Raw genomic sequence first — 19,119 nt, forward strand, 5'->3', positions numbered from 1 at the left:
GCGACGGTGAGCGCCGCAACGGCCGCCCGTCACATCCGTGCGGCGGTTGCCGGGAGACAGCCCGGCATGTTCGCTCGGATGCGTGAGGCGTTCGTCGGATAAAGCCAGCGCCGTTTCGCAGCATCATTTTTGAAGCGGCTCGCATGGAAAGCCGCCGCCGTAGCGCAGGCAAGCGCTCCCCACGCGGGGAGGCTGCGTTGCATGAGGGGGTGCGGCTTTCCGCAGGAGCACGCCGATGTCCCTCCTGCATCTTTTCCATCCGAACCGGAAAGATCCCAATGCTGCCAGTACATCCGTAGTCAGCGCCGTGGTTCAAAGGCTCGAACAGAGCGACATGTGCGCCGGATAAGCGCTATACATTCGCCGTCGAAAATTCGGTGCTTCATGGTGGGTCGAAGGTCGCGGACCTATGTCGATCGGGACCGGGAAAGCCAAATCGTGCCAAATTTTCGCGAACTGTATATATCTCTCGATGCACATTCAATCAAGGCTCAATAGGTTGGTTCGTAATTGCGGATTAATATAGTCTGTTGTCGGCAAAATTAAGAGGGATGAATTACAATAAAATTGCTTATGGCTCCGCCTTTCGGACGGCCAAAAGCGCCGGTAACAACGACTGATTTACATTTCAAATATTTTCGGTTTGAGGAATTAAAAATTTGGCACTCCTATCATTCGAGTGCCAAAGGGGCTATGTTAAGTGTTGCAGTCGCTCTATGTGCGGCGGCAGAAAGAACCCCCAATGAAATTCCGACCACTCCACGACCGCGTCGTCATTCGGCGCGCGGAAGGCGATACCAAATCCAAGGGCGGGATCATTATTCCCGACACCGCCAAGGAAAAGCCTCAGGAAGGCGAAGTGATCGCCGTCGGCCCGGGCTCGCGTGACGAGAGCGGCATGCTGATCCCGCTCGACGTCAAGGCCGGCGATCTCATCCTGTTCGGCAAATGGTCCGGCACCGAGGTCAAGATCGACGGCGAGGACCTCCTGATCATGAAGGAGAGCGACATTTTGGGCATCGTCGAGAAGACCAAAGCGGCCAAGAAAGCCGCCTGACCGGGCGATTTCCGATCCCGCAATTTCAAGACTGAACTGGACGTAAAATCATGTCTGCCAAGGAAATCAAATTCGCTACCGATGCCCGCGACCGGATGCTTCGCGGCGTCGAAATTCTGAACAACGCCGTCAAGGTGACGCTCGGCCCCAAAGGCCGCAATGTCGTCATCGACAAGGCCTATGGCGCGCCGCGCATCACCAAGGATGGTGTCGCCGTCGCCAAGGAAATCGAGCTTGCCGACAAGTTCGAGAACATGGGCGCCCAGATGGTGCGCGAAGTGGCCTCGAAGACCAACGACCTCGCCGGCGACGGCACGACGACAGCCACGGTGCTGGCCGCTTCCATCCTGCGCGAAGGTGCCAAATTCGTTGCCGCGGGCATGAACCCGATGGATCTCAAGCGCGGCATCGACCTTGCTGTGGCTGCTGTGGTGAAGGACATTCAAACCAGGGCCAGGAAAGTCAAATCTTCGGACGAGATCGCCCAGGTTGGTACGATCGCCGCCAATGGCGACGCGTCGGTCGGCGCCATGATCGCCAAGGCGATGAACAAGGTCGGCAATGAGGGCGTGATCACCGTCGAAGAAGCCAAGACAGCCGAAACCGAACTCGATGTCGTCGAAGGCATGCAGTTCGACCGCGGCTATCTCTCGCCCTATTTCGTCACCAATGCCGAGAAGATGCGCGCCGAGCTGGAGGACCCTTACATCCTCATCCATGAGAAGAAGCTCGGCAATTTGCAGGCGTTGCTGCCCATCCTCGAAGCTGTGGTGCAAAGCGGTAAGCCGCTGCTGATCATCTCGGAAGACGTCGAAGGCGAGGCGCTGGCGACTCTGGTCGTCAACAAGCTGCGCGGCGGCCTCAAGGTCGCGGCCGTCAAGGCGCCTGGCTTCGGTGACCGGCGCAAGGCGATGCTGGAAGACATTGCCGTGCTCACCGCCGGCCAGATGATTTCCGAGGATCTCGGCATCAAACTCGAGAACGTCACCATCGACATGCTCGGGCGGGCTAAGCGCGTGCTCATAGAGAAGGATACGACGACGATCATCGACGGCGCCGGCGAGAAAGCCACCATCCAGGCGCGCGTCCAGCAGATCAAGTTGCAGATCGAGGAAACGACCTCGGATTACGACAAGGAGAAACTCCAGGAGCGGCTGGCGAAGCTGGCTGGCGGCGTTGCTGTCATTCGCGTCGGCGGCGCGACCGAGACGGAAGTCAAGGAAAAGAAGGACCGCATCGATGATGCGCTGAACGCCACTCGTGCAGCCGTGGAAGAAGGCATCGTTGCCGGCGGCGGTGTTGCGCTTTTGCGCGCCAAGGCAGCTTTGACTGAGCTTACTGGCGCGAATGCTGACATGACGGCGGGCATTTCGATCGTGTCGAGAGCGCTCGAAGCGCCGATCCGCCAGATTGCCGAGAATTCCGGCGTCGAAGGTTCGATCGTCGTCGGCAAGCTCGCCGACAGCAAGGATCACAATCAGGGTTTTGATGCCCAGAACGAGATCTACGTCGACATGATCAAGGCCGGTATCGTCGACCCCGCCAAGGTCGTTCGGACGGCCCTGCAGGATGCCGGCTCGATTGCCGCGCTCCTGATCACCGCTGAAGCAATGATCGCGGACATTCCGCAGAAGGATGCGTCCGCTATGGGTGGCGCAGGAGGTATGGGCGGAATGGGCGGAATGGACTACTGAGCGGCGCCTGAAACTATAGCCAGGACGACGGAAGGCCCAGCACGCGGGCACATGCGAGCCGATATCTTGGCGATCATCGGCTCGCTCGACATCGTGTTCGGGGAGATCGATCGATAGGCGCTCGTCGCTGTCGTTTTTGCTGCTAAAAATGGTCTTGGAGACAAGAACATGACCGACACTCTTGCCGAGAAAACATGTACGCCTTGTCGCGGCGGCGTCCCGCCGCTCACGCGTGATGAAGCCCAACGCTTCCAGGCACAGGCTCCTGATTGGGAGCTGGGTGACGATGCCCACCGCATCCAGCGGAGCGTTCGATGCCGCAATTTCCGGGACGCGCTCACCCTTGTTCAGGAGATCGGTGAGCTCGCCGAAACCGAGGGCCATCACCCCGACATCAGCTTCGGCTGGGGTTATGTGACGGTGTCCCTGAGCACCAAGAAGATCAAAGGACTGCACGAGAACGATTTCATCATGGCGAGCAAGATCGATCGGATGCTCGATCGCTCGGGCCGGCCCCTCGACCGCCAGCAGTGACACGGCAAATCCATCGCCAATCTAGCGAGGTTTCCATGACACAGATCCGAACCGACAACCAGCCCGTCACCCAAATCACCATCGTCGATTCTGAACCGGACAAGCAGGCCGAGGCATTGTCCGTCATGACCGAGCGGGCGCGCTTTATGGCGCGCCAGCCTGGGTTCATCTCAATCAGTCTGCATCGCAGCCTCGACGGGCGGCGCATCGTCAACTACGTCCAATGGCAGAATCGCGATCTCTTGCGATCGGCTCATCAATCGCCGGAATTCCGGAAGGAGTGGGGTCACTTCGATCAGTTGACGGACGAGATCGATCCCAATCTGTACGAGGTAGCCCAGGTGATAGATAGTGGTCAGTAGGCGTGCCGTCTACGTGACCTGAACCGCCGGGTCGAGACACCCGACATGAGCTGACAAAGTCTAAGCCATGGCTGCCATGAACCATCGCGTCGTCACCGTGTTCGGTGGAACCGGGTTTCTCGGCCGCCGCGTTGTTCGGCATCTCCGCGATGGTGAGTTTTTCGTTCGGATCGCATCAAGACATCCGGAACGGGCCAAGAAGCTGTTTGGTTCTGATGATCCGCAACTTCAATCGGTCGAAGCCAATATCCACGATGAGCGGGCGATCGCCGATGCACTTGCTGGTGCTTACGGTGTTGTAAATGCGGTCAGTCTTTATATCGAACAGGGACAGGAGACCTTTCATTCCGTACATGTCGAGTCAGCCCGGCGGGTTGCAGCTCAAGCACACCGAGCTGGCGTCGAACGGCTCGCTCACGTTTCAGGAATCGGCTCCGATGTTGCCTCGCCGTCGCTCTACATCCGCAAGCGTGGCGAAGGCGAACTGGTGGTGCGTGCCGCGTTTGCTGACGCCACTATCATCCGCCCGGCGGTGATGTTCGGACCGGATGACGCGTTTCTCACCACCATCCTCAAACTTCTCCGCCGGCTTCCAATCTATCCGATGTTCGGTCGCGGCCTGACGAGATTGCAGCCGGCCTATGTGGGCGATGTGGCAGAGGCGACCGCAAGAGCGCTGCAGGGGACGGAAACGCATGCGATCACGCGTATGAGTGCGGCGCTCCTCGCGTCTACTCTTACAAGGAATTTCTCAGAGCCGTTGCGCACGAAGCCGGTCTTAAGCCCAAACTGATTCCAATCCCATTTGCCGCTTGGCACGCGCTGGCTTGGTTCGCCGAAATGCTCCCGGGCCCGCCCGTCACTCGGAATCAAGTGGAACTGATGCAGGTCGACAACGTGTCATCGCCGAAGATGCCGGGATTTGGAGAACTTGGAATTTCGCCGTACTCGGTCGAGGAAATGCTCCAGGAGATATTGTGGGATCACTGATCAAAGAGCTTCTTCGGCTAGTGCGCTCCCGCCAAGGGGAACGACAAGGGCAGCGGCGGCGAGCGTCGATGAGGCTTCGGTCTATCGTCTGCTCAAGGCGCACGACCTGATCAACAGTCCGGCCTTCATCGTCATGAAGGCTGCCAACGAGTTCAAATTGAGTCGTATGTACCAAACCGGCACACTATATATCGATGGTCGCCTGCACCTTCCCGGCAAGCCGGCGAGTGGAAGAGACCAACGCTTTCGCCCAACAAAGGGAGAAGCGATAATGACGTTCAATGACTCAGCGGACTCAAAGCAGCTTTCAATACTGGCCACAGTGGTCGATGATTATTGCCGTCAGGCCGGGATAGCAGTGGGCGATCCGGCCAGGGAACGTCTTGGCCGTCAAATCATCGAGTTGTTCCAAAGCGGCATGGATCAGCCAGACGAGTTGTTGTTGGCCCTAAACCATCACTACGACGAGTGGCTTGGTGAGGTTGGCCTGCCGTCGTCTTGTGCCGACCAAGCTGCATCGCTGATCTCTGGCGCTGCCCCTTCTCCTGCGGATCACCCGTCGATGTCGCCGCAACGCTTCCCCCAACGAAAAACCCCGCAGGAGCGGGGCTTCTAGTATTTTTCGGCGCGGGCTTGCGCTCCACTGAAAACAGTGACGGAGCAGTTAGGCGACAGGGCCAGCGTCTGCCGTTACGGCGAGTCAGGATATCGTTGCATCATCGGCGTTCCGAGCCGCGTCGAACGCGACCGGTCGATTGATGACATTGCTGACGGCAGAACCAGCGAGTGTGCGCGTCACGGAAGCCGGAAAGCAGCGGTCGTTCAATTGCGGAATTCGGATGGAATTGTATCGACTCCGACTATCCTTACACACCCTGCGAAGCTACGCCGATGGCGCTTGCAAGGACGACAGGAAAACACCACCTATAGATTGATAGCGAACAAGCTGGAAACGTCGGTTCAAGTCCGACGGCCCCGACCAAATCGGGGTTTCGTCTAGGGTAGGACACCACACTTGGTAAACGCCGCTCCCTTCCGGTCGAGCGGCGTTTTCGTATCTTCTGTAAAAAGGCAACAAACGGCCCGTATTGTGGAAGGCTAGCCTTGTAGCGCTGGCTAGTGCGTCCGCAACTCGAACTTGATCAGGACTTGCATAAGCTGCCTGTCTGTCTCGTCACTTTCGCCATTTCCAGGTGACATCGGTGAGCGTTGCGAACTGGCTTAGCAATACCGTCTGAGCGGCAAGCGATGCGAGATTCCTCTGCTTGATAAGCGCTGACTAACAGGTTGTTTGCAATCTTTGAGGGGATGCAGAAGCCCTTGAGGCCTGCGAAGTCGGAGCCTGTCAGTGATCATGATGCACGGTGCCCAACCTCGGCAATTCTGAAGTGTCCGCATTAAGCATTTGTTGTCAGCAAACCGTGCGCGCGGTCTGAAATAAAGGAACTCGAACGCTGCACCAGTGCCGCCCGCAGCACTTGAAACCATGCCCGGGTCTTCCATGTAGCACGCAATAGCGCACAACTTTCCGAATGAGGAAGCGCCGGCAGATGAGTCTGCTCCCCACCAGCAATTCAACAGAGCATCGCCGTGCCGACCATCGTTGGCCGGCAGCGTTAACAACAGAGCGTTTTCCTCTTCGTTGTCAGACGAAGGAGATACACAATGGCAAAGGTCGTTTGCGTCCTCTATGACGATCCGGTCGACGGTTATCCGACAAAATATGCGCGGGACGGCCTGCCAAAGCTCGACCGCTATCCCGGCGGCCAGACACTTCCCACGCCGAAGGCCATCGACTTTGAACCGGGGATCCTGCTCGGCAGCGTGTCCGGCGAACTGGGTCTCCGGAAATTTCTCGAAAGCGCGGGCCACAGCCTGGTGGTGACCTCGGACAAAGACGGTCCCGCCAGCATTTTTGAACGCGAACTCGTTGATGCCGAAATCGTGATCTCGCAGCCGTTCTGGCCGGCATATCTGACCGAAGAACGAATAGCCAAGGCAAGCAGACTGAAGCTTGCGATCACCGCCGGCATCGGATCCGATCATGTCGATCTTCAGGCCGCCATGGACCGCGGCATCACGGTCGCCGAGGTGACTTACTGCAATTCGATCAGCGTGTCCGAGCATGTGGTCATGATGATCCTGGGGCTCGTGCGCAACTACATCCCGTCCTACCAGTGGGTCGTGAAAGGCGGCTGGAATATCGCCGACTGCGTCGCACGCTCCTACGATATCGAGGGAATGCAGATCGGAACCGTCGGTGCCGGCCGGATCGGCAGCGCGGTGTTGCGCCGGCTGAAGCCGTTCGACGTCAAGTTGCACTACACCGATCGCCACCGCCTGCCTGAGGCGGTCGAGAAAGAGCTTGGCGTCACCTTCCACAAGGACCCCGCATCCATGGTCGGCGTCTGCGACGTGGTGACGATCAATGCGCCTCTGCATCCGGAGACGGAAAACCTCTTTGACGAGACGATAATCGCCAGGATGAAACGCGGCGCCTATCTGGTGAACACGGCGCGCGGCAAGATCTGCAATCGTGACGCCATCGCCCGCGCGCTGGAGAGTGGCCAACTCGCTGGCTATGCCGGCGACGTCTGGTTCCCGCAGCCGGCTCCCAAGGATCATCCGTGGCGATCGATGCCGCATCACGGCATGACGCCGCACATTTCAGGATCGTCGCTCTCCGCCCAGGCGCGCTACGCCGCCGGCACCCGCGAGATTCTGGAGTGCTGGTTCGAAGGCAGGTCAATCCGCGAGGAGTATCTGATCGTCGACGGCGGCAAGCTCGCCGGCGCCGGCGCGCATTCCTACAGCGCGGGAGACGCCACGCGCGGTTCGGAAGAGGCAGCACGCTTCAAGGCCAGGAGTGATCCGCGCTAGATCGATTTCCGCTGCGCTCGACTCGGACGAGAACAAGACAAGGGTGACGTGGGGGCAGATCGACATGGGTTCTGGTGCGGTTCCGATTCCTATGCGCGCACGACAAGGAGCGGGCAGAGCGAGCGCACTCGGTTCGGCGATTCGCGGACACCACAGACATCCGGAATGTCGCCGCATGGCGACAATGATGTGGAATGTTGCCGCTGAGATGTTCGCGACGATCCGTTCGTCCAACATGCGGTCGCCGATGGGTGTCGCTGTCACTGACCTAACTGCGGTCGAGCCCCTGCCGGGTAGCTTGCCCGTTGACGCTGTGCCCGAGCCAAAATCCGTCGCGGATAGCCTGTTCGTCCAGCGTATTCCCGTACCAGCGCGATGATCCCCGCATTCCTGGGCAATTGCGTTCCGACCTGCTCCGTCGCGAGAATTTCGGCGAGAGGGTTGGCTGCGAGTGAGGGCGAAGAAGGCGAGAAGGCAGAAGGCGAGAAGGCGAAGAGGGATGGCAAGATAAAGCGAGCTGGCGCTCGCCCTCGCTTCGCTCGTAAGTGTCTGTCTGCACATTGTTTTTTCCGGCGCGTGCGGACACCGAGCGGCACGGCGCGAGGTGCGAAGGGTGCTGGTTGGTCCGTTATCCCACTGATCTGAACAGGAAAGTTTAGGTGCCGCAGCGATGTGCGATCCGCCATCCTACGCCACAGCAAGTCATTGCAGTCCATAGCATGCTCAGCGCTCCGGCCACCTTGAACCGCGAATTCTGACTCCCGATGCTGTCGTCATCGCAGATCGTGACAGCGACAGGTTCCAGGTTCGCACCGGCCGGACGCGGGATGGCGGCGCGCCGGTCAATTCGCGCACGCTGCCCTTCGTGCGCCAGGTCGAGATCGCTGTCCGCAAGCAAGGCGGCAATCCCTATCGCATCGGCGCAAGCAGCGGCGCCGGGAAGGGAGTGGCCGCTTCAACGCCCGCGGCCGCGGCGGCAAGGTGGCGTCAGCGTTGCCAAAGGACGCCGGCGGGTGGCGGCAGGACGGCAATGGCGTCCGTTTTCGCTCCCGCCGCGTCGTGGTGAAGGCGCGTGTCGTCAAGCTGCCGGGACGAGGAAAGGCGAGCGGGCGCGGCCAAAAGTTTGTGACGACGAGCAAGGCCGTTGATGCCCATCTGCGCTATCTCCAGCGCGACGGCGTCACCAGGGATGGCGAGAAGGGCAGGGTGTACTCGGCCGTTGACGACGAGGCCGACGGCAAGACCTTTGTCGAGCGCGGGCGTGGCGACCGCCATCAGTTCCGCTTCATCGTCGCGCCGGAGGATGCCGCCGAGATGGAAGACCTGCGGTCCTTCACGCGCGATCTCATGCGGCAGATGGAAGCCGATCTCGACACGCGCCTCGATTGGATTGCCGTCGACCACCACAATACCGGCCATCCGCACACCCATATCCTGGTGCGCGGCATCACCGACGACGGCAAGATCCTGAACATCGCCGGCGACTACATCGCCCATGGCATCCGCCATCGGGCAGGCGAGCTGGTGGAACGTGAGCTTGGGCTACAAAGCGAGATCGAGGTCGCCCGCAAGCTGGCCAACGAGGTCGGGGCCGAACGGCTGACCCGCCTCGACCGCATGTTGGTTGCCGAGCAGCAGGAGCATGATCTTGTCGACCTCCGTCCCAATGCCAGCGACAGCTACACCATCTCCAGCAACCGCTATCTGCTGATCGATCGGGCAAAGACACTGGCGCATTTCGGCCTGGCAAGCGAGATCGAGCCCGGCCGATGGGTGATCGCCGACGCAGCCGAAAGCACGCTGAGGGCGCTTGGCGAGCGCAACGACATCATCACGACCACGCACCGGGCGCTGGAGGAGCACGGTCTCGACCATGAGCGGGGCCCAGCGCAATACGCAATGCACCGGGGGACCATCACCGAGCCGGTCGTCGGCCGCGTGCTCGCCAAGGGTCTTGCCGGCGATGAGATGAGCGACCGGCTGTCGCTCGTCGTCGACGATGTGGACGGGCGTACTCACTATGTCGAGACCGCGGATGCTGCAAAGCTCGATGACATTCAGCGCGGCCATATCGTGGCGCTCGATCCAATCCTGCCGAAAGAGCACCCGCGTGCGGCCGACCGCAACATCGGCGTCGTAGCCGGCGAGGATGGCATCTATCGACCAAGCCAACACCTGGAGGCGATCCGCGAGACGTTTTTCGAAGAGGGCAAGGACCCGGACGCCTTCGTCCGTTTCCATGTCCGCCGTCTCGAAGCGCTGCGCCGGGCCGGCCACGTCGAGCGCATCGACGAAGACCACTGGCGCGTTCCGCAAGACCTGTCCGAGCGCGGCATCGCCTATGATGCCCGCACCCGCGGAAAGGGCTTCTCCGTCCGCGTGCTCTCGACGCTCGATCTTGACGCACAGATCGGCAGTGACGGCGCCACATGGCTCGACCGGGAGCTGACGGCCAAGAACCCTGTGCCGCTGGTCCGGTCAGGTTTTGGTCTCGACGTGGACAACGCCCTCGACAGACGGGCTGCCCAGCTCGTCAGGATGGGCCATGCCGCACGCGATGCGACGAGCGGGACGATCACCTTCTCGCGCGACCTTGTTGCCACGCTGGAGCGCCAGGAGGTCGCGCGCGCGTCGGCAAGGCAATGGCCGCTGCGCGCGGCCTCATCTTCGCGCCCGTCCAGCCCGGCAATCACGTCAGCGGCACGCTCCTCAGCCCGGTCAGTCTTGCCAGCGGGCGCTTTGCCATGCTGGACGATGGTCTCGGCTTCCGGCTCGTGCCCTGGCAGCCGATGCTGGAAGGGCGCATCGGCCAGCACATTACCGGCTTCGTGCAAAACAGCGGCGGCATCGACTGGAGCTTCGGCAGAAAACGCGGCCTGGGGATCGGGATGTGAGGGCCTGCCGCGCGCAACCCTGCAGGAGATCGCGCTGACGCCGGCTCGAGATCGTCACCAGCACGTTGGCCAGCCAGCGTTTCACGACTACCAGCTCTTTATTCCATCCTGAGTTGGCGGGAGGCCTTTTTGCTCATAGAGACCTGGCGCGAGCCATGCCGCTCGCCGCTGGTCTGGCAAGCGGCCTACGGTACAGAATGAGCCTGCGCTGCCGGGGCTGGCTGAAGCGGCGCCCGCAATCCTGCGCTCAACTGATCAACGGCCGACTACGGTCGCCGCAACCTGACGCCTGGGCGATCGCCATTGGTAAACTCCACGCCTTCGGCTTCAAGAGCGGCACGAATTTTTGCTTGGGTTTCGGCGGATACCATCAGACCGTTTTTGCCGTCGCTTTCGCAGCGCTTGATCGTTGGAATAGATACACCAGCCCGGCGAGCAAGCTCTGCCTGGGCGATACCAATCAACGCGCGCGCTGCCCGCATCTGTCCTGCTGTTACCAAGCCTATTGATCCCTTTAGATCATTCCTATATGATCCAAAGGTATCAGCGATACCCTTGGGCCGATGGTCCGAGGTGCGGCTAGGCGCGGTGTTGGCGCACCGTGCCCGGCCTGACCACAAACCAAGCTTCCGAGGAGCTCGGATCATGGGTGATTCCGACAATACCACGACTCCGCCGTTCGTCACGCGCAGGGAAGTGCTTGCGGGAGGGATGATCACGTCCACTGCTTTGGTGCTTGAGAAACGCGCGCTCGCCAGCAATCCAGCGATGACGAGTATGCCCGCCGACCCGGCGCTGGCGCTCTGGCGAGAATGGCGGAAAGCCCACAAGTTAGCCGAACGGCTTTGCCGCGCGCAGCAGCGCCTGGAGACGAGGCTCATCGCAGGCGTGGGCTTTCCTTGTGTGGCCGTTCGCCTGCCCGAGGGTGGGGACGTGACCGTCCACTCGATCGAGGCGCTCAATGAAGTGCTCGGCAAAGGGTCGGATATGGCGGTTCTCGGCGAGAAGACCGAAGCGGATTTCGCAGCGCATCAGGCACGCTGGGATGTGGCTGCCGAGGAGACCGGTTACACCGCCGCGCTCAGGGCCGAGCGCGAGGCTGGCGACCAGGCACAGGATCTGCTGGAAGCGTTCTCAACGACGCCTGCCACGACTCTCGCCGGTGTGGCAGGCAAGCTTGATGCCGTGTTGCGCGAGGGCGAGGCCTGGGAGGAATGCTCCGAGTTCCCCTGGCCGCAAATCCGCTCGGCGCTCAGCATCATGCAAGAGAATATGCCTGAATAGTTTTTTCACTGCGGGCGGTGTCCCAAGCTCCGCAAGTGGCGGGCTGGTGCTGTGCAGTCGCATAATATGCGGCGTGGAACTCAACAGAGGACCTGATCAGGTTCCTGATCGATCACAACTTGCCCACCTGGCAAATCGAGGTAGAAATCATAAGAGGCGGACCGTGAGCGGGGGTCGTTAGCGAAAGAAGGACCAGATTTGCATGTTCAGGAGCGCCGGCCGGCGGCCGACACCTCCGAAGAAGGATAATTGAGACGATTTCGGGGCAAGCCCGCGCAGGAGCCCGACCTCATCTGGCGCCAGCCGGCATCACCGAGAAGGGCAGGCGAATGGCGTCTCCAAACGGTTTGCTGCGCCTGCGTGAGTTCAATCCTTATGGATGCGAACCCTAGTTGGTCTTCAACTGGCCGACGCGGTTTTCCGCGATCCAGCGGGCGGCAAGCACCAGCGCGCCCATGCTGAAATCCTTGCCATGCTTGGCCACCATTTCTTCTGACAGTTTGGCGAGCCGGTCGAAAAATTCGTCCTTGCTCTCGTCTTCGGGGGTGGGTTCGGTTTGCATTTTCTCCTCCTCTTGCATGCGGCCTGCTTTTGCTATTTGAACATCTGCGCGGGAAAGGTGACGATCGCGGCGGTGCCGTCGACGGCGCCCACCGCTAGGTGCCGTCCATCGCCGGACCAGGCAAGCGCGGTCACCGAGCCCCCCAAAGGTCTGACGAGGAGTTCGTCTCGCGCGCCGATCTGGGCGATGGTGATCCGACCGTTGGCATAGCCGGCCGCAATCAGCTTCTTCTCCGGATGCGCCGCCACCGCCTCGACCAGGACCAGCCCGGCGCGACCTGTCTCCAACGCGCCCGAGGTTTTGCCGCCAACCGGCGGGGCGGCCATCGACCAGCCGGCGATCCGGAAGGCGCCCGAGGCAAACAGCGCATTTGCGGTTGGGCTCCAGCACACTGTCCGGACCGGCGATGGAAATCCCCCGACGATCTCAGCTCGGCCATCGTTCACGCTGACCAGAGCAAAGCCTCCGGTTTCGAGCCCAGAGGCCAGCCAGGTGCCGTCGCCACTCCAGCGGATCGATATCGGACGCGCTGAAAAGGGGATATCGCGTATCGGCGTGGCGTCGCCTTCTATCATCCAGATCGACAATCCGCCGTCCAGGCCATAGGCGAGGCGCCTTCCGCCTGACGAAAAGGCAAGCGCATCCGTGGACGGTGTCGCACCGTGTCGCAGTCTCACCGCATCGCCTTGGCCGCGTGACAGGAAAACATCCTGCCCATTGCTGACGGCTGTCATGGCCGTCCGGGGGCTGTGGTCGACGGCGACGACCGGTCCGTCGATCTTGACCAGCGTCTCCATCAGATTGCCGTCCGCGGTCAGATGCACCGCTTCGCCGGCCGCCGTTCCGACGAGGAAGCCGGACCGAAGGTAGTTGGCGAGTGGAACGTCGCCATCTCCCAACGCAGCGGTGGCTATCAATGGCAACGGCAATTTTTCCCTTGGGCGGATCGTCGTCTGGCCGAGATCGCCGCTCACCCTGATCCGCGACTCCGGCGGCTCCTGGTCCGCGACCGCGGCTATGGCGACTGTTCCATCCACGCAGGCGAAAGCGACAGTCGAGCCATCGGCGCTGAAGCGCAGATCGGCGATCGCCGACGGACGACGCCAGCTTCGCGCCAGCAGGTCGAACAAGGTCAGGTTCTGTATCGCGTGCTGGTTCATGACGATTCCCTTCGTCAGTTTCCATCCGTCGCCGCGAGGCTCCGGTCGACGTCCTCGACGTCACCTTCCGCAGCGAGATGCTGTCATCGCACGCCGCGCATTCGTGCATGATTGCCGCGGCTCTCTCCTTCGCCTCATGCAAGTCCCGCACCAGTTGCGCGCTGGCGCCGTTCCTGCCGATTTCGAGTTCCAGGCGCAGCACCTCCATCTCGATACCTGCGCGTTTCTGATTGAGCCGCAGCGCCTCGGCAGTGAGCGCGGAGACGTAGGCGACAAGATCGAGCCTGCGGGCGAGCAGCGCGTCACGCCTGGTAGTTTTCCCCATCGGATCCTCCCGTCATTTTTCGCTCCCAGCCATCGGTCCGGATGGTTTTTCGAAAGCCGACAGCAATTTGGGCAACGTGCCGGCCTGGGAATGGAACTGTTTTTCAGCCGTTTCGATGTGGCTCTTGAGCTGGTCCCAGATGTCGACGCGGATCATCGACGTCCTATCGCCGGTGAGGCGCTCGATTTCGTCGACGCGGAACTGGCGTGACAGCGAAACGCCGGAAAACACGAAGTCCCGCAACAGGATCGCATGGTTCTCGATGAACAGATGGATCATCGGATGCGTTTCCGTGGTGACGCCGCCGGCGGCTAGCTCGGCCCGGATGAAGTCCTGGAAGTGGCTCTGGAGGCGATATTGGCTCTCGCCCATGAAGCGCATGACAAAGACCAGATCCCGGGGCATCAGCCTGACAAGATCGCCGGTGACACCGTCGGCCTGGCTGGACATTGGCTCGGGCGGCCTCCGGCTGTCTTTATCGTTCGGCATGGTCTCTCTCCAGCGCGAGGCCCATCCACGGGCCGTCGCCTTCAAATAGTAGAGAAAGACGATGAATTGAACAGATAATATTGGTTTTGATATTTGCTGCACATGCTAAACTAAATATATTGCAGATGCGAATAGATGTTAAATATTACAGGCGTACGTTACAACTGTAAAATAACGTTACAGTTGGTTATTTTCTCATGTGCCGAAAGAGCAGCGATTTTGTTTTTTGCGCCAGCCATGGACATTATTTCGAGTTGGCACGGCGCTTGCTTTGTACATTTCCACAAGAAGCCCATCGCGCTTTTGACGCGGTGCCAAAAGAACGAAGGAACGGAGGAAGCAGGCCGCTTCGATACGCCCATCGCATATGCGGTTGGCGTCGCGGATCCCTGCCAGACGCCTCCAACACCTTTGCCGCGATCCACTTGAATGGCCGGACCATGAGTCGCACCTGAATGCGCAACCCTTTGTCGTGCCGTTCGCACTCTCACTGGCGGTGCCGTGCGCCGCTTCATGCCGGGGTCAAGGGACCCGGGCTCAAACCTGGTGGAGGCTTATGACCATGACGTCTCTGACGCTCAACAAGATTACCTCGCAACGCGGAATCTCCGTCGGCGAGGCAACCAAGAAGATTGCCGATCTCGGCTGGAATCCTTCCTACGTTCAGGAAGCGATGACGTTTCCGACCGACTACAAGATCAACAAGACGCCGCGCGACCCGATGAAGCAGGTTTTGCGGTCGTACTTTCCGATGCAGGAAGAGAAGGACAACCGCGTCTATGGCGCACTCGATGCGGCATTGCGCGGCGATATGTTCCGCAACGTCGAGCCGCGCTGGGTCGAGTGGATGAAGCTCTTCCTGGCGATCATTCCCTTCCCGGAGATTTCCGCCGCCCGCTCGATGGCGATGGTCGCCCGCATCGCGCCCGGCGAGGAACTCAGGACCGGCTTCACCATGCAGATGATCGACGAGTTCCGTCACTCGACGATCCAGATGAACCTGAAGAAATGGTACATGGAGAACTACATCGATCCGGCGGGCTTCGACATCACCGAGGAAGCCTTCGGAAAATGCTACGCCACGACCATCGGCCGGCAGTTCGCGGAAGGCTTCATCACCGGCGACACGATGACCGCCGCCTGCATGTACCTGACCGTGGTGGCCGAGACCGCCTTCACCAACACGCTGTTCGTCGCCATGCCTTCGGAAGCCGCCCGTAACGGCGACTACGCGCTGCCGACCGTCTTCCTGTCGGTGCAGTCGGACGAGAGCCGGCATATCGGCAACGGCCACTCACTGCTGATGGCAGCGCTCAAGGAACCGGAAAATCACCTCTTGCTCGAGCGCGACCTGCGTTACGCCTTCTGGCAGAACCACGCGATCGTCGATGCTGCCATCGGCACCTTCATCGAATACGGCACCACCAACCGCGACAAGAACAAGGAGTCCTACGCGGAAATGTGGCACCGCTGGATCTATGAAGACTACTACCGCACCTACATGCTGCCGCTCGAGAAATACGGCATCAAGGTCCATCACGACGACGTCCAGGCAGCATGGGAACGCATCACCAAGAAGAATTACGTCCACAAAGTTGGACAATTCTTCGCGGTCGGCTGGCCGGTCAACTTCTGGCGCATCGAGGCCCAGACCGACAAGGACTTCGAGTGGTTCGAGCACAAGTATCCGGGCTGGTACGCCGAGTTCGGCGACTTCTGGAAATGGTACGCCAAGCTTAGCCACAAGGGCGAGAAGGTGCTCCTGTTCAACAGCGACGTCGGTTATGTCTACCCGCACCGCTGCTGGTCCTGCCTCGTGCCCTGCCTGATCCGCGAGGATATGGTTGTTGGCGAGATCGACGGCCAGTTGCACACCTTCGCCCATGAGCTCGACAAGTGGACCGCGACTGTGGCCTTCGCCGACGAGTATGAGGGCCGTCCGACACCCGCGATGGGCCGCTTCAGCGGCAAGCGCGAGTGGGAGACGCTCTATGATGGCTGGGATCTGGCCGATGCCATCAAGGACCTGAACTTCGTCCGCTCCGATGGCAAGACACTCGTCCCGCAGCCGCATATGCGCTTTGACGACAAGGAGATGTGGACGCTGGACGACGTGCGCGGCAACAAGCTCGGATCGCCGTTGAACGCGCTCCGTGGCATGACGCCGGAAGCACGCGCGCAGCACCTGGCGGACTACGCCAAGGGCTTCACCATCAATCCCTGCAACTGATCAGGCCAAGGGGGCGGGTCCGTCCCGCCCCCTTCCTTTTACTGGAGGTCCGTATGTCGGAAACCCACACGGTCAGGCTCAGCCCGGTCGGCGTCGAATTCGACGTCGAGGATGGCGAGACGGTGCTCAACGCCGCTTTCCGCCAAGGCATCGCCCTGCCGCACGGCTGCAAGGAAGGGCAATGCTCGGCCTGCAAGAGCGTGTTGCTCGATGGCGAAGTCGACATGCTCAAATACTCGACCTTCGCGCTGAACGACATGGAGAAGGAGAGCGGCCACGTCCTTTTATGCCGCTGCATCGCCTACTCCGATCTGGAAGTCGAGCTTCTCAACTACGACGAGGAGATTTTGGCGAAAGCGATCGCCGTGAAGACGTTCAAGGGCCGGATTGCTCTGATCGAGCACTTGACCCACGACATTCGCGGCATCGAGATCGAACTCGGCTCGCCGATAAAGTTCTGGGCGGGGCAATATGTCGACATCACGGTTACCACGCAAAAAGGGGAGACGATTACGCGCTCGTTCTCCATGGCAAATACGCCGGACCAAACCCAAAAACTCTCCTTCATCATCAAAAAATACCCTGAGGGAAAGTTCTCCGGAGAGCTCGATTCCGGGGGCATCGAGGTCGGAGCCGAAGTCACCGTCGTCGGACCCTACGGAACCTGCTTCCGCCGCGACGAACGACAAGGACCCCTGATCCTGGTCGGCGCCGGCTCGGGTATGTCGCCGATCTGGTCGATCCTCAATGACCATCTGAGGAGCGGCGAGAAACGCCCGGTCTATTTCTTCTACGGTGCTCGAACGCGCAACGACCTGTTCTACCTCGACAGGATCGCCGAGCTGATCGGTCAGCATTCGGACGTCACTTTCATTCCCGTGCTGTCGCACGCGACTGGTGACGCCGAATGGGAGGGCGAGCGTGGCTTCGTGCACCAGAGTGTCGACGCCAAGCTCAAGCAACTGGCGGTCGACGGGCAGGGCGATGTCCATGCCTGCGGCCCGCCGCCGATGATCGATGCGCTTCAGCCGGTCCTGTTCATGAATGGGTTCGAGACGGAGCGGATCTTCTTCGACAAGTTCACCACATCGGCGGGTGCAACGCCGGCCCATTGAGGGCGGCCACGCCAAGCCAACCACAACTGCAACAAGGGAGTGAAGACTATGCCAGCTATCTCGAGTTCAGTCGGATCCGGAGCCGCCGGCGCGGCGATCTTTGCCGACTCCGACAGCCGGAAATACCGGTATTTCGACCCCAAGGGCCAGCGCGCCACGCACTACGAAGACATGACGGTCGACGTACAGCCTGACCCGGAGCGTTACCTGATCCAGGACTGGATCATCTCCTTTGCCGACGGCAAGGGCGCTTATGTCAAGCAGAACACCGCCGCGCAGAGCTCCAACTGGCATGCCTTCCGCGCCCCCGACCAGGAGTGGGAACGCACGCACTACCAGCGCCAGTCGAAAATTGAGACGATGGTGCAGAGCGTCATCAACAATGCCCGCAAGTCGGGGGCGCCCAGGACCTTCGACAAGGCCTGGGTCAAGATCCTGCAGACGCAGCTCGGCGCCTGGAAACATGCCGAATTCGGGCTCGGCACCTCGCTGATGCAGGCGCAGCGTTACGGCTACACCCAGATGATCAACAACGCGACGCTGACCAACTCGTCCTACAAGCTGCGGCTGGCACAGGACATCACGCTCTACCTTGCCGAGATCGGCATGGACCTTCCCGGCTGGGACGACGAACTCGGCAAGAAGGCCTGGCTCGAGGACAAGAACTGGCAAGGAACCCGCGAAGCGGTCGAGACCATCATGGGTGCGGCCGACTATCTCGAACAGTATTTCGCCATCAACATCGTCTTCGAACCGCTGGTCGGAGAAGCATTCCGGTCTGGTTTCCTGATGCAGATCGCCGCCGCCAACCATGACTTCATCACGCCTGCGGTGATCTCGGCAGCCGAGGCCGACTACGAGCGCAACCTCGCCAACACGATCGACCTCATGCACATGCTCGCCAATGACGAGAAGCATGGCGCGGCGAACAAGAAGCTCTTCCAGGGCTGGGTCAAGAAGCACGGCGTGCTCGCCGACAAGGCAGCCATCGGCCTGCAGCCGATCTGGTCGATGCCGCATTCCAAGCCGGTCGCGTTCACTGACGTCCGCGCCAAATCCGAGGAGCGGATTGGCCAGATCCTCGGCGAACTCGGCCTCAAGCGCTGACACAGGGAGAAATCGTCATGTCAACTACAGCACGCGACGCATCGCATTCCAACATCTTCAAGGCGATGAAGGACATCACCTTCGAACAGACGATTTCGCATCAGTGCGGCGTCACCATGAACGACTCCGTGGAAGCCAGGGCCATCGCTGAATTCATGGGCCTGAAGCCGAACGTAACCGTCACCTACCAACCGGCGATGATCCGCATCGATGGCACCGGCAAGCTGATCTTCAAGATGGATGAGATCAGCGAATATCTCGGCCGCGAGATGACGGCCGAAACTTTCGAGGTCAATAGCTCCACCCACTACGGGCGGATGGTGCGCATCGACGACAACACCGTGATCCTGTTCGGCAACATGGACGACATGTTCGAATATATCGAATAGACGACAAAAAATAGGCGCGCCGCCTGGTTGCGGCGCGCCGAACCGAT

The 19,119-nt window shown here is 60.5% G+C and carries 17 protein-coding genes and 2 pseudogenes; 16 read left to right on the plus strand and 3 right to left on the minus strand.

All coding sequences use genetic code 11. The features are described from left to right. Window positions 1-742 precede the first annotated feature (742 nt). The 12 genes and pseudogenes from NKI85_RS33190 (at window position 743) to NKI85_RS33245 (ending at window position 11,695) form a co-directional block, all read left to right on the plus strand. Window positions 743-1,057: a co-chaperone GroES gene (locus tag NKI85_RS33190; RefSeq protein WP_352530098.1), complete on the plus strand. Its 315-nt coding sequence runs from the start codon at window positions 743-745 to the stop codon at window positions 1,055-1,057. 50 nt (window positions 1,058-1,107) lie between these two features. Then, entirely contained in the window at window positions 1,108-2,751 is a 1,644-nt protein-coding gene (gene groL, locus NKI85_RS33195; protein ID WP_352780183.1) for a chaperonin GroEL, read from the plus strand. Between the two features lie 42 nt (window positions 2,752-2,793). Continuing rightward, window positions 2,794-2,868 (plus strand): annotated as a pseudogene (locus NKI85_RS33200) (NADH-quinone oxidoreductase subunit D-related protein); the annotation flags it as partial. Window positions 2,869-2,919: 51 nt separating this feature from the next. Next, window positions 2,920-3,285 carry a 4a-hydroxytetrahydrobiopterin dehydratase gene (locus NKI85_RS33205; RefSeq protein WP_352531455.1) on the plus strand — a complete coding sequence of 122 codons (366 nt, stop codon included), beginning with the start codon at window positions 2,920-2,922 and terminating at the stop codon, window positions 3,283-3,285. 35 nt (window positions 3,286-3,320) lie between these two features. Further along, window positions 3,321-3,647: an antibiotic biosynthesis monooxygenase family protein gene (locus NKI85_RS33210; RefSeq protein ID WP_095199207.1), complete on the plus strand. Its 327-nt coding sequence runs from the start codon at window positions 3,321-3,323 to the stop codon at window positions 3,645-3,647. A 67-nt stretch (window positions 3,648-3,714) separates the two neighbouring features. Next, complete coding sequence (locus NKI85_RS33215) at window positions 3,715-4,440, plus strand: NAD(P)H-binding protein (protein ID WP_352531458.1); 726 nt, start codon at window positions 3,715-3,717, stop codon at window positions 4,438-4,440. A gap of 468 nt (window positions 4,441-4,908) precedes the next feature. Then, the gene (locus NKI85_RS33220; RefSeq protein WP_352531499.1) at window positions 4,909-5,253 is read left to right on the plus strand and encodes a hypothetical protein; all 345 of its coding nucleotides are present in this window, start codon (window positions 4,909-4,911) and stop codon (window positions 5,251-5,253) included. 1,049 nt (window positions 5,254-6,302) lie between these two features. Continuing rightward, window positions 6,303-7,517 carry an NAD-dependent formate dehydrogenase gene (locus tag NKI85_RS33225; protein ID WP_352780184.1) on the plus strand — a complete coding sequence of 405 codons (1,215 nt, stop codon included), beginning with the start codon at window positions 6,303-6,305 and terminating at the stop codon, window positions 7,515-7,517. Between the two features lie 1,347 nt (window positions 7,518-8,864). Next, window positions 8,865-10,079 (plus strand): annotated as a pseudogene (locus NKI85_RS33230) (DUF3363 domain-containing protein); the annotation flags it as partial. A gap of 80 nt (window positions 10,080-10,159) precedes the next feature. Further along, a complete protein-coding gene (locus NKI85_RS33235) occupies window positions 10,160-10,411 on the plus strand; it encodes a DUF3363 domain-containing protein (protein ID WP_352531497.1) in 252 nt (83 codons plus the stop codon). Between the two features lie 155 nt (window positions 10,412-10,566). Next, the gene (locus tag NKI85_RS33240; protein ID WP_352531462.1) at window positions 10,567-10,920 is read left to right on the plus strand and encodes a hypothetical protein; all 354 of its coding nucleotides are present in this window, start codon (window positions 10,567-10,569) and stop codon (window positions 10,918-10,920) included. A gap of 136 nt (window positions 10,921-11,056) precedes the next feature. Further along, a complete protein-coding gene (locus tag NKI85_RS33245) occupies window positions 11,057-11,695 on the plus strand; it encodes a hypothetical protein (RefSeq protein WP_352531464.1) in 639 nt (212 codons plus the stop codon). A 388-nt stretch (window positions 11,696-12,083) separates the two neighbouring features. Here NKI85_RS33245 and NKI85_RS33250 read toward each other — a convergent pair whose 3' ends face one another. The 3 genes from NKI85_RS33250 to NKI85_RS33260 all read right to left on the minus strand — a co-directional run bounded on the left by NKI85_RS33250 (window position 12,084) and on the right by NKI85_RS33260 (window position 14,231). Further along, window positions 12,084-12,257 carry a hypothetical protein gene (locus tag NKI85_RS33250; RefSeq protein ID WP_164547015.1) on the minus strand — a complete coding sequence of 58 codons (174 nt, stop codon included), beginning with the start codon at window positions 12,255-12,257 and terminating at the stop codon, window positions 12,084-12,086. A 32-nt stretch (window positions 12,258-12,289) separates the two neighbouring features. Beyond that, complete coding sequence (locus tag NKI85_RS33255) at window positions 12,290-13,417, minus strand: WD40 repeat domain-containing protein (RefSeq protein WP_352780185.1); 1,128 nt, start codon at window positions 13,415-13,417, stop codon at window positions 12,290-12,292. A gap of 337 nt (window positions 13,418-13,754) precedes the next feature. Then, the gene (locus NKI85_RS33260; RefSeq protein ID WP_352531469.1) at window positions 13,755-14,231 is read right to left on the minus strand and encodes a hypothetical protein; all 477 of its coding nucleotides are present in this window, start codon (window positions 14,229-14,231) and stop codon (window positions 13,755-13,757) included. A gap of 556 nt (window positions 14,232-14,787) precedes the next feature. Here NKI85_RS33260 and NKI85_RS33265 point away from each other — a divergent pair. From NKI85_RS33265 to NKI85_RS33280, 4 genes are read left to right on the plus strand one after another with little or no spacing between them, the layout of a single operon-like run. After that, on the plus strand, window positions 14,788-16,461 hold the full coding sequence (locus NKI85_RS33265; protein ID WP_352531471.1) for an aromatic/alkene/methane monooxygenase hydroxylase/oxygenase subunit alpha: 1,674 nt from the start codon (window positions 14,788-14,790) through the stop codon (window positions 16,459-16,461). A gap of 53 nt (window positions 16,462-16,514) precedes the next feature. Further along, a complete protein-coding gene (locus NKI85_RS33270; RefSeq protein WP_352531473.1) occupies window positions 16,515-17,576 on the plus strand; it encodes an NADH:ubiquinone reductase (Na(+)-transporting) subunit F in 1,062 nt (353 codons plus the stop codon). 48 nt (window positions 17,577-17,624) lie between these two features. Next, entirely contained in the window at window positions 17,625-18,683 is a 1,059-nt protein-coding gene (locus NKI85_RS33275) for an aromatic/alkene monooxygenase hydroxylase subunit beta (RefSeq protein WP_352531475.1), read from the plus strand. 17 nt (window positions 18,684-18,700) lie between these two features. Beyond that, window positions 18,701-19,072, plus strand: a complete 372-nt coding sequence (locus NKI85_RS33280; RefSeq protein WP_352780186.1) for an MmoB/DmpM family protein — start codon at window positions 18,701-18,703, stop codon at window positions 19,070-19,072. Window positions 19,073-19,119: the final 47 nt, after the last annotated feature.

It is taken from the genome of Mesorhizobium sp. M0571 (assembly GCF_040320985.1).
Taxonomy (GTDB): domain Bacteria; phylum Pseudomonadota; class Alphaproteobacteria; order Rhizobiales; family Rhizobiaceae; genus Mesorhizobium.